Origin of the sequence: Acinetobacter sichuanensis, assembly GCF_003024515.2 — a bacterium.
In the GTDB taxonomy this organism is placed as follows: Bacteria; Pseudomonadota; Gammaproteobacteria; order Pseudomonadales; family Moraxellaceae; genus Acinetobacter; species Acinetobacter sichuanensis.
On the sequence record NZ_PYIX02000001.1, the window covers coordinates 290069 to 299895 of the forward strand.

The 9827-nt window shown below is 41.4% G+C and carries 8 protein-coding genes; 7 read left to right on the forward strand and 1 reads right to left on the reverse strand.

Annotated features, from left to right (window positions below):
• Nucleotides 1–120 precede the first annotated feature (120 nt).
• From C9E89_RS01380 to C9E89_RS01395, 4 genes are read left to right on the forward strand one after another with little or no spacing between them, the layout of a single operon-like run.
• Nucleotides 121–1455, forward strand: coding sequence for an MFS transporter (locus tag C9E89_RS01380; RefSeq protein WP_107006641.1), 1335 nt, complete (start codon nt 121–123; stop codon nt 1453–1455).
• A gap of 3 nt (nt 1456–1458) precedes the next feature.
• Nucleotides 1459–2109: a DsbA family oxidoreductase gene (locus C9E89_RS01385; RefSeq protein WP_107006642.1), complete on the forward strand. Its 651-nt coding sequence runs from the start codon at nt 1459–1461 to the stop codon at nt 2107–2109.
• The gene (locus tag C9E89_RS01390) at nt 2106–2432 is read left to right on the forward strand and encodes a Rieske (2Fe-2S) protein (RefSeq protein WP_107006643.1); all 327 of its coding nucleotides are present in this window, start codon (nt 2106–2108) and stop codon (nt 2430–2432) included. Before C9E89_RS01385 ends, C9E89_RS01390 begins: the two co-directional genes overlap by 4 nt.
• On the forward strand, nt 2425–3432 hold the full coding sequence (locus C9E89_RS01395) for a YeiH family protein (RefSeq protein ID WP_107006644.1): 1008 nt from the start codon (nt 2425–2427) through the stop codon (nt 3430–3432). Before C9E89_RS01390 ends, C9E89_RS01395 begins: the two co-directional genes overlap by 8 nt.
• Before the next feature lie 166 nt (nt 3433–3598).
• On the opposite strand, the gene C9E89_RS01400 is transcribed toward C9E89_RS01395, so the two are convergent.
• Nucleotides 3599–4609 (reverse strand): AraC family transcriptional regulator, encoded by a 1011-nt coding sequence (locus C9E89_RS01400; protein WP_107006645.1) that lies wholly within the window; start codon nt 4607–4609, stop codon nt 3599–3601.
• 300 nt (nt 4610–4909) lie between these two features.
• Here C9E89_RS01400 and C9E89_RS01405 point away from each other — a divergent pair, with 300 nt between their 5' ends.
• From C9E89_RS01405 to C9E89_RS01415, 3 genes are all read left to right on the forward strand, one after another.
• On the forward strand, nt 4910–5506 hold the full coding sequence (locus C9E89_RS01405; protein ID WP_107006646.1) for an RBBP9/YdeN family alpha/beta hydrolase: 597 nt from the start codon (nt 4910–4912) through the stop codon (nt 5504–5506).
• Nucleotides 5507–5678: 172 nt separating this feature from the next.
• Nucleotides 5679–7514, forward strand: coding sequence for a DUF1302 domain-containing protein (locus tag C9E89_RS01410; RefSeq protein WP_107006647.1), 1836 nt, complete (start codon nt 5679–5681; stop codon nt 7512–7514).
• Nucleotides 7515–8119: 605 nt separating this feature from the next.
• Nucleotides 8120–9751 carry a long-chain-fatty-acid--CoA ligase gene (locus C9E89_RS01415; protein ID WP_107006648.1) on the forward strand — a complete coding sequence of 544 codons (1632 nt, stop codon included), beginning with the start codon at nt 8120–8122 and terminating at the stop codon, nt 9749–9751.
• The last annotated feature ends 76 nt before the right edge of the window (nt 9752–9827 follow it).

Here is a 9827-nt window from a genome sequence, read left to right on the forward strand (position 1 = left end):
GAGTTAAATGGAGTTTTAACTCAGATGTTGTGCAAAAACCAGGGGATTACGGTTTGATTTTCAAGCGTAATCCCTTGGCGGTTCAAAGCAGAAAATTATAACAATACACAAGGAGGTTGCATGGGTATGCATCATTATACAGCTGAAGCCACTGCTGTTGATTCATCAGTCGGTGTTTCACGTCGCTACGCATGGATTGTTTTTGCCCTGACATTTGGCTTACTGATTTCGGACTATATGTCCAGACAGGTGTTGAATGCCGTTTTTCCCCTACTAAAAGCTGAATGGGCACTGACGGACAGTCAGCTCGGTTGGCTCAGTGGGATTGTGGCTTTGATGGTCGGATTATTGACACTGCCATTGTCTTTTCTTGCAGATCGTTTTGGTCGTATCAAAAGCTTAGCATTTATGGCTGTACTGTGGAGTCTGGCAACTTTGGGTTGTGCCTTGGCTGAAAGTTATCATCACATGTTTGCAGCCCGTTTTTTGGTGGGCGTTGGTGAAGCAGCCTATGGCAGTGTGGGTATTGCTGTGGTTATGGCAGCGTTTCCACGGGAAATGCGTGCAACCTTAGCCAGTGCCTTTATGGCTGGCGGTATGTGTGGTTCATTTTTGGGTATGGCATTGGGCGGCGTATTGGCTGAACATTTTGGCTGGCGCTGGGCATTTGCTGGCATGGCTATTTTTGGTTTGGTGCTTGCCATTTTGTACCCGATAGTGGTGAAAGAGAAAAAAATCAACCCTACAGGGCAAGCTTACAACACTGAACAAAAACCGCTGAAAGTTAAAAATGCCTTGAAAACCCTGTACACATCTAAAACAGTGGTCGCAACCTATATTGGCAGTGGCTTACAGCTCTTTGTTGCAGGTGCAATCATTGTCTGGATGCCGAGTTATCTCAATCGCTACTATGCTATGCCAACCGATAAAGCAGGTATTTTGGCAGCATTAATTGTGCTTGGTGGCGCAGTGGGTACGATCATTTGCGGCATGTTATGTGACCGTCTGGGACGTGAACGTGCAGATCGAAAAACAAGCCTTGCCATTACTTTTTGTTTAGGCAGTTGCCTGTTGCTTTCTCTTGCTTTTGCTCTGCCTGCGGGAACACTGCAACTGATTTTATTGTGTCTTGGCATTTTTATTGTGATTGGAACCAATGGACCATCCACTGCGATGGTGGCAAACCTCACACACACCTCAGTGCATAGTTCTGCTTTTGCCACATTAACCATTGCCAATAATCTATTGGGTATGGCTTTAGGTCCTTTGGTGATTGGGAAAATATCGGATCATGTGGGTCTGCATGATGCATTTCAGCTTATGCCACTCATGAGTATTTTGTCTGCTGCGGTATTTTTCTATGCAAAACGCCATTATCACCACGATCTTCAGCGTTTAACGGAACAAGGCTTACTGCCTCCAACTGCAACACAGCAACAGAAATTGGATGCGTAAAATATGCGTAATTTAAATATTGATGTCTTTTTTGAGTTTATTTGCCCTTGGTGTCTGATTGGAAAGCGCCAATTGCAAAAAGCAATTTATTTATTACAACAGAGTCATCCTGATGTCACGGTGAATCTGAATTGGCGCGGTGTGCAGTTATTGCCGCATATTGCGGAAGAAGGTATTCCATTTAAAGCATTTTATTTGCAACGTTTGGGTACAAGCACTGCGGTCAAAATGCGTCAGGCTCAAGTGCGTCAGGCAGCACAGGCTGTTGGGGTGGAGATTGATTTTGAACGCATTCCACGCATGCCGAATACCGCAAAAGCACATCATTTTTTTAAAAATGCTGCTCGACGTATGAGTCCTGAACAGCAGGATCGTTTGTTGGAAGGTATATTTTCCGCTTATTTTCATCATGCAGAAAATATCAGTGATCCTGTGACATTGCAGAAAATCGCGGTGTACTGTGGCATTGCCGAAGAAACAGTCAGCCCGATTTTAAATCAAACTGATATTTCCTTTGCATCTGCCAATACAGGCGGCAAAGGGGTGCCATATTTTGTTTTTGATGGCAGTTCTGCCATGGCAGGTGCACAGCCTGCTGCGGTGCTGTATCAAGCCATGTTGGATGCACTTGAAACACAAGGACAGTGTGTATGAGTTTACGTTTTCAGGTACCTCATGAAAAAGTTCCCACCATAGGTCAACGGAGTTTTTTACAGCTTGGGGAAAAGTTTGTTGCGCTGTTTAATGTCGATCAAAAACTCTATGCGATTGATGACAGTTGTCCGCATCAAGGCGCTTCTTTATTTGGTGGAAAACTTGAAGGTCAGGTGATTCAGTGCTGTGCGCATGGTTTACGTTTTGATTTGGAAAGTGGTTATTTAGTCAATTCTACGCACATGAAAGTCGCTTCCTATCCTGTTGAACAGGTTGAGGGTCAGGTCTTTATTGTTTTGGATTCAGGAGAGGCAAATGGCTAATGCACTCATGAATGCCCATCAACGTAGTAAAGAACTTTTACCCGGTTTTATAGTCAGTGCAGTCGTGGCGGCAGCAGCCTGTTTTTTGTCAGAACATTATGGCGCACCTGTCATGTTATTTGCCTTATTGTTGGGAATGGGGCTGAACTTCCTTTCCGCTGATGGTAAATGCAAGGCAGGCATTGAATTTACTGCTCGAACGGTGCTGCGTATCGGGATTGCCTTACTCGGCATGCGGATTACTTTAGGGCAAATTACCGCACTTGGTTGGCAACCGATTGTGTTGGTGATCAGTTTGGTTGCAATCACCATTTCAGCCTCAGTGATTGCGGCAAAAACACTTGGTTTTAATAAGTTTTTTGGCATGCTGACAGGTGGTGCAACAGCCATTTGTGGCGCTTCGGCAGCTTTGGCACTGTCTGCTGCATTGCCAAATCATCCGCAAAAAGAAAAGGCGACTTTATTTACAGTGATCGGTGTTTCTGCGCTGTCCACGCTCGCTATGATTGTCTATCCGATGATTGCCAAATGGTTAAATTTGTCACCAATTGAAGCAGGTGTATTTTTAGGTGCAACCATTCATGATGTAGCACAAGTGGTGGGTGCAGGTTATAGCATGTCGACTGAAACAGGTGACACTGCAACGGTGGTAAAGCTGATGCGTGTCGCGATGTTGTTGCCTGTGATTCTTTGTGCAGCCATGATTACCCGTATGCAGGGCAATGACGCAACAGGAGAGCGTCCGCCTTTATTGCCATTTTTTGCAGTTGGTTTTTTAGTATTGGCGTGCATTAATAGTACGGGTTGGGTACCAACAATAGTACAAACGGGTTTAAATGATTTATCTCGTTGGTGTTTAGTGATTGCGATCAGTGCGCTAGGCATGAAAACCCAATTGAAAGAATTGGCTTCTGTTGGAATGAAACCGATTTTATTGATGATTGGTGAAACAATATTCTTAATTTTATTGGTCTTGACCCTGATGCATTGGTTGCTTTAACTGATTTGATTGTAAATGGGAGGTGTCTAAAAAGTAAGACATTGCCTACACAAATGAGTTTGAATTTTATAATAAAATGAGGCAGTGCAAAATAATATTCTACAGAGTTATTCAAAAAAAAGCTTTCAATATGTCTTGAAAGCCTTTTTGATTGACTTAAAAATCATTATTCAAGAATGGCTTTATTGATATTACGCCAAGTCATTGGCGCCATACCAAACTGACTGATAAACCAACGGGTAAATGAACTCGGCATGGAATAGCCCAAAATATCAGAGACTTGACCCAATGAATAATTGGAATTTTTTAAATAGCGGAAAACAAGGTTACGCCGTACATCATTCACAAGATCGCTGAAACTCGTTTGAACCGCCTCCAAGCGACGTTGTAAGGTGCGCACATTTACACCATGCGTAATCGCAACCTGCTCAATGGTGGCACGTCCCATTGGCAACAACAGGTAAATACTTTTGCGAATATCAAAAATAATCGAAGACTCACCATTATTTGGCAAAATATCGAGATAACGCTGAGCATGATTTGCCATGGCAAGATTGGCTTGAGGATTTGCCGTATCCAAGTCATGTGTGGTGCAGACAATGCCATTAAATTCACTGCCAAATTCGAGCGTACATCCAAAAATCCGACGATGTACCGACAAGTCCTGTGGCGCATTGTGGGTAAAATGAATGCTGAGCGGACGCCATTTATTGGCAAGTAAGGCAGCACATAAACGATGCGTAATGCCCAAGGCAAGCTCAATGGATTGACGGCTGTAGCCCGAATTCATGGTGACAATTTCTTCTCGAATAATCACCGTATTACCGACTTCCTCAATATAAAGTGCGAGCGAATTATTCAGTAAATTACGATAACGATTAATCGTGTTCAGCGCATCACGTAAATTATGCTGATAACTGAGTAATAGACTGAGTTCACCAAAGTCAGACAATTCACGTTGTTCTGCCATATACAGACCAAACACATCACAACCACTCAAACGGGCAGATTGCTCCAATAAATCGATGGCTTTTTCTACAGGAATACGCTGTTTGCTGTCACTGAGCTGATTTTGATTCAGACCGACATTGGATAATAAATGGTACGCGTTCAGCTCTAATTGTTGCATCACGCCAACATAATTTTTTAAAACTGTGCTATGCACCAAAGGCACCATTAATTATCTCCTTATTCTTGGTTTCATCATCCTGATGAACAGTATATTTATAACCAAATTAGCATGTTTCTGAAAGTCCCTATTCATCGTCAATTACACCATCTGACTGTATTTATTGATTTTTATATAAATATAAATTTTCAGTTTTCTTTATTGAAATTAATTGATTTATACAATGTGTCATGAAATGAAAAATGACTGTCGCCTGAAGTGCATTTTTGCACAAACCGAGCCTTTATTGTGGATGAAGATTTGCGATCAATTATTGTCCTCAGCGAGCATGATGCTCAAGGTGTAAAGATGGAAAAAATCGACACAAAGGCAACCATTTTAATTATTCCCGGTTTACGTGATCATGTGGAAGAGCATTGGCAAACTCATTTAGCCAATCAATTGAGCCATGTCCGTTCAGTCCCTCCCGCAGAAACCGATAAGTTAAGCTGTGCCAATCGTGTGGCACGCATTCAGGCAGAACTTGATCAGATTGATGGTCCTGTGATTTTGGTAGCACACAGTGCAGGCGTGCTGATGACCGTACATTGGGCAGCTCAGCATACATCGACACAGATTCAAGGCGCGTTATTGGTCACACCACCTGACTTAAATCAGGATTGGCCAAGTCATTATCCAAGTCCTGAGAGTTTACGTCAGGAAGGATGGGAACCTTTGCCGCAACAGGCTTTACCATTTCCAAGCATTGTGATTGCAAGTGACAATGATTATTTGGCAAGTCTACAAGCCATCACAGCGATGGCTGATACATGGGGCAGTCAATTGGTCAATTTAGGTCAAGTCGGACATATGAATCCTGCTTCAGGTTTTGGACCTTGGTCACAGGCGACACAATTTATTGCTGAGTTGGATCGCCTGCAACAGCCTGTCGTTTCAACATCCTAAATACTTTTAAAACTGCATCGGTTTATTCCATTTTAAGCCGATGCCAAAGATGTATTGATTTAAATATTCATGCAGTAAAAAGACTTATACAACAACAATTTATGGTTTTGTTGATGATCAGGACGATCACAGCAAAATAATTTAAAACACATCATATCGATAGGGAGATGATATGGTTCGTCATTTTTTCACCTGTAAAAATATCCAATTGCCTGTTTTTAAGTTGACTCAACTTTGTGCAAGCGTGGGCTTGGCGTGTTTGATGTCTCAGGCTTCAGCAGTGAGTTTTGACTTAAATGAAGATTGGAAACTCGAAAGCAATACGAGTTTAAGTATTGGGCAAAGTTGGAGTACAGCCGATCCTGACGGAGCATTGTTATATAAACCTGATGCCATGAGTATCGGTAAAGACGGTTCAAGTATTGACATTAATGGTGATAATGGACGTGCCAACTTTGAAAAAGGAGATGCCATTTCACAGGTCATCAAAGGTTTAACTGAATTTCGCTTAAATGGTAAAGATCAAGGCGCTGTGTTGAGTGCCAAATATTGGTATGACCATGCTTATGAAACAGGCAAAGGCGATTTTACAAGCTTTGATGATTCGGCTTGGCCTCGTTTGGTGAAGTTCAAAGGCATTGACCTTTGGGATGCTTATATTTGGAAAAATTTTAAATTTGATCAAGATCGAAGTTTAGACCTGAAGTTAGGTAAACATGCTTTAAATTGGGGAAAATCACAGTTTTTTCATAATGGTATCAACTCTGTCAGTGCCTTTGATTATGCTGCATTTAACCGTCCGGGTGGAGATGTCAAAGAACGCATTATTCCTGTAGAAATGTTCTCTTTTGTGGCAGGTCTGAGCGATAAAACCAAAGTGGAAGGTTTTTATCAGTTCAAATTCCGACCATCAGTTGTCGATGGTTGTGGCACTTTCTTTGAAGTCTCTGATGTCTTTGCAGAAAATTGTGGTCCTTTACTCATCAGTGGTCCGGGCTTTACTTCTGATCAGGCAATGAATGGACCTTTAGACTTTACTGTGGCGCGTTTACCAAGTGAATATGCCAAAAATAGTGGTCAATATGGTCTTGCGATTAAACACATGATTCCAAGTTTAAATAATGCTGAAATCGGAGCGTATTATGCCAATTACCATAGTCGAATGATGCATTTTGATGGCGTGGTGGTGTCAGAGCCGGGAGCCGCCAATTATCATACTGCACGTATTTTATCTGTTTATCCTGAAGACATTGAAATGTATGGTTTAAGTTTTGCAGGAAAATTTGGGAAAACGTCTATTTTCAGTGAGTTAAATTATAAGCCAAACATGCCATTGCACTTTAACAGCACCGATATGGTCTATGCACAGGCACTGTATAACGACACACCGATCACAGCACCGGGTGAAACTTTAAAATTAGGGCAACGGATCAATGGCTTTGCAGAAGTCCCCGTTACACAGTTTACCCTTGGCGCAGCAACAGCAATTCCGAATGTTTTAGGTGCAAGTGCTTTGTCGTTGGTGGGTGAGTTGGGTGTCAATCACATCGGCGATACGGATCAATACCATTTTGGGCGCAGTGGAGCATTTGGACGTAGTGGTTTAACCACAGCGGCTTATGATCCTGACAAAGTCGAAACGTACTGTATTTCGCCAAAAACTGCGCAATTGTCAGATGCTGAAATCCGTGATTTAAACGCCAAGTATTGTAATGACAAGGGCTTTTTTGAGGAATGGTCAGCAGGTTACCGTTTACGTGGTGCATTGAATTATAACGACTTGCTTGCAGATACAACAGTTTCCCCAAGTCTGATGTTCCGCCACGATGTCAAAGGTTATGGTCCTAACTTTCAGGAAGGGCAAATGGCGCTCAGTGCAGGCGTTTCTGCAACCTATCAGAAAAAGTATGTCACTGAACTTTCCTATACCAACTTTTTTGGTAATAACGATTTTAGTGTATTGGATGATCGTGATTTTGCATCTTTGGTCTTTAAAATGCAGTTTTAGAATTTGCACCATTTATACTTAGATTAATTTTTCGATGCCTTATTTTTGAAATAGAGAATAAGGCATTTGGTAGTTTTCTAAAATGTATGCTGATTTGATTATTGAGGAAATTAGTAGAATAATATTTTGCACTGCCCCATTCGTATTGAAAAATTCAAAATCATTTGTGTAGGCAATGCCTTACTTTTTAAGGATAAAAAGTAACAAAAATCCTTTGTTGGGTAAAGGGGATGTCCCTATCGCCCTTACCCAACGGCGACATCCATGTCGCCTGAGATAGCATCACTCCGTTAAATTTAATTTTACAGCTTGTATTGGGATTAAATGCGAAATGTCATTAGCATACTTTTTTTTAAACATGATTAGACATTTTTATGGGTAATACATACATCGTGTTTAATGTGAAAATTAATTTATAAAGTTGGGCGGTATTTAAAAAAACCTCCTAAAAAAGCACCGAAATGTGTCGAAAAGATAAATTCGAGTCGTCAAATGATAAAAAATAAAAGAAAAAATCAGCTAATTTAAAAAACATATTCACAGTGCTTTGACACTGAAATTTAAAAAAATTGATTTCTGCGAATTCGGAAATAAGGATATTTTCCATGTATGGCAATATGATGTTTCAGCCCTTGCTGATCAGTGGCTTAATTGAACATGCGCAAACTTATCATGCAGATACGGCTATTATTTTAAAAAATACCAATGGCACAATCACTGAAACAACTTGGGGCGATATTGCCCAAAATTCAAAACGCTTTGCCAATTATTTAAAAACACTGAATTTAGCTGCAAGTGATCGTGTGGCAACGATTGCATGGAATAACCATCGTCATTTGGAAACTTGGTATGCGGTGTCAGGCAGTGGCTTGATTTGTCACACCATTAACCCACGCCTGTTCCCTGAGCAACTCAGTTTTATTATCAATGATGCAGATGATCAAGTGCTGATTTTTGATAAAACATTCGTCAATTTAGTCTTGTCAATTAAAGACAGCATTCCGCAGGTCAAACAATTTATTTGTTTGGATGCTTATGATGCAGACATCGCTCAAATTTTCCCTGACATTCAGTTCTATGATGATCTGATTCAGCCCCAATCTGAACAATTTGAATGGGCAAAACTAGACGAAAATTCAGCGAGTTCATTATGTTATACCTCTGGTACAACAGGGAATCCTAAAGGTGTGCTATATAGCCATCGCTCAACTGTTTTACACAGTTATGCAAGTTGCTTGCCTGATTCATTTTGTTTATCTGCAAATGATCGGGTTTTACCTGTCGTGCCGATGTTCCATGTTAACGCATGGGGCACACCCTATGCCGCAGCAATGGTTGGAGCAAGTCTGGTATTGCCGGGTCCAATGCTCGACGGCACAAGTCTGGTCAATCTGATTGATGACTTTCAGGTGACCACTGCTTTAGGTGTACCGACCATTTGGCAAGGTTTGCTTAATGCAGCACAGACATTGGGCAGTCAACTGAGTAGTTTAAAACGCAACGTTGTAGGCGGTGCAGCATGTCCACCGTCGATGATTAAAACTTTTAAAGAAAAATATCAATGTGAAACCATTCATGCGTGGGGCATGACAGAAACAAGCCCGATGGGTGTAATCAATCAGCTTAAAGCCAAACATGCGCAATTGGATGATGCTGCACAAGATCAATTACGCCTTTCGCAGGGTCGTCCGCCCTATGGTGTGCAATTACGCCTGTGTGAACAGGAAAATGGCACGACAGAAATCGCACGTGATGGTCGCAGTGTGGGTAATTTACAGATTAAAGGGCATTGGATTGTCGATACCTACTTTGGTCAAGATAGAACTGCGCTCACAACAGATGGTTGGTTTGATACAGGTGATATTGCGACTTTGGATCAGGACGGCTATATGAATATCGCGGATCGTTCCAAAGACCTGATTAAATCGGGTGGTGAATGGATTTCATCGGTCGAGCTTGAAAATATTGCAATCGCACATCCTGACATTGACATGGTCGCGGTCATTGCTGCCACGCATTTGAAATGGGATGAGCGTCCTGTATTGATTGCAAAAAAATCTGCCCATGGCGCGGTGACAGAACAAGATTTATTGGACTATTACCACAACAAAATAGCCAAATGGCAAATTCCAGACAAAGTGATTTTTGTTGATGCCATTCCAATTGGTGGTACAGGCAAGATTTTAAAGAAAGATTTACGTGAAATGTATGGATCAGTTTTATTGGAAACTGAGTGAGTATTTTATTTGCAAAATGTTGATTCAAAATAGAGTGCCAAAACACTTGGTTTTAAAACATTGAACAAATGATCAA

Coding starts and splice junctions, on each gene's coding strand:
- C9E89_RS01380 (WP_107006641.1), top strand. CDS start 121: ATGGGTATGCATCATTATACAGCTGAAGCCACTGCTGTTGATTCATCA.
- C9E89_RS01405 (WP_107006646.1), top strand. CDS start 4,910: ATGGAAAAAATCGACACAAAGGCAACCATTTTAATTATTCCCGGTTTA.
- C9E89_RS01385 (WP_107006642.1), top strand. CDS start 1,459: ATGCGTAATTTAAATATTGATGTCTTTTTTGAGTTTATTTGCCCTTGG.
- C9E89_RS01415 (WP_107006648.1), top strand. CDS start 8,120: ATGTATGGCAATATGATGTTTCAGCCCTTGCTGATCAGTGGCTTAATT.
- C9E89_RS01390 (WP_107006643.1), top strand. CDS start 2,106: ATGAGTTTACGTTTTCAGGTACCTCATGAAAAAGTTCCCACCATAGGT.
- C9E89_RS01410 (WP_107006647.1), top strand. CDS start 5,679: ATGGTTCGTCATTTTTTCACCTGTAAAAATATCCAATTGCCTGTTTTT.
- C9E89_RS01400 (WP_107006645.1), bottom strand. CDS start 4,609: ATGGTGCCTTTGGTGCATAGCACAGTTTTAAAAAATTATGTTGGCGTG.
- C9E89_RS01395 (WP_107006644.1), top strand. CDS start 2,425: ATGGCTAATGCACTCATGAATGCCCATCAACGTAGTAAAGAACTTTTA.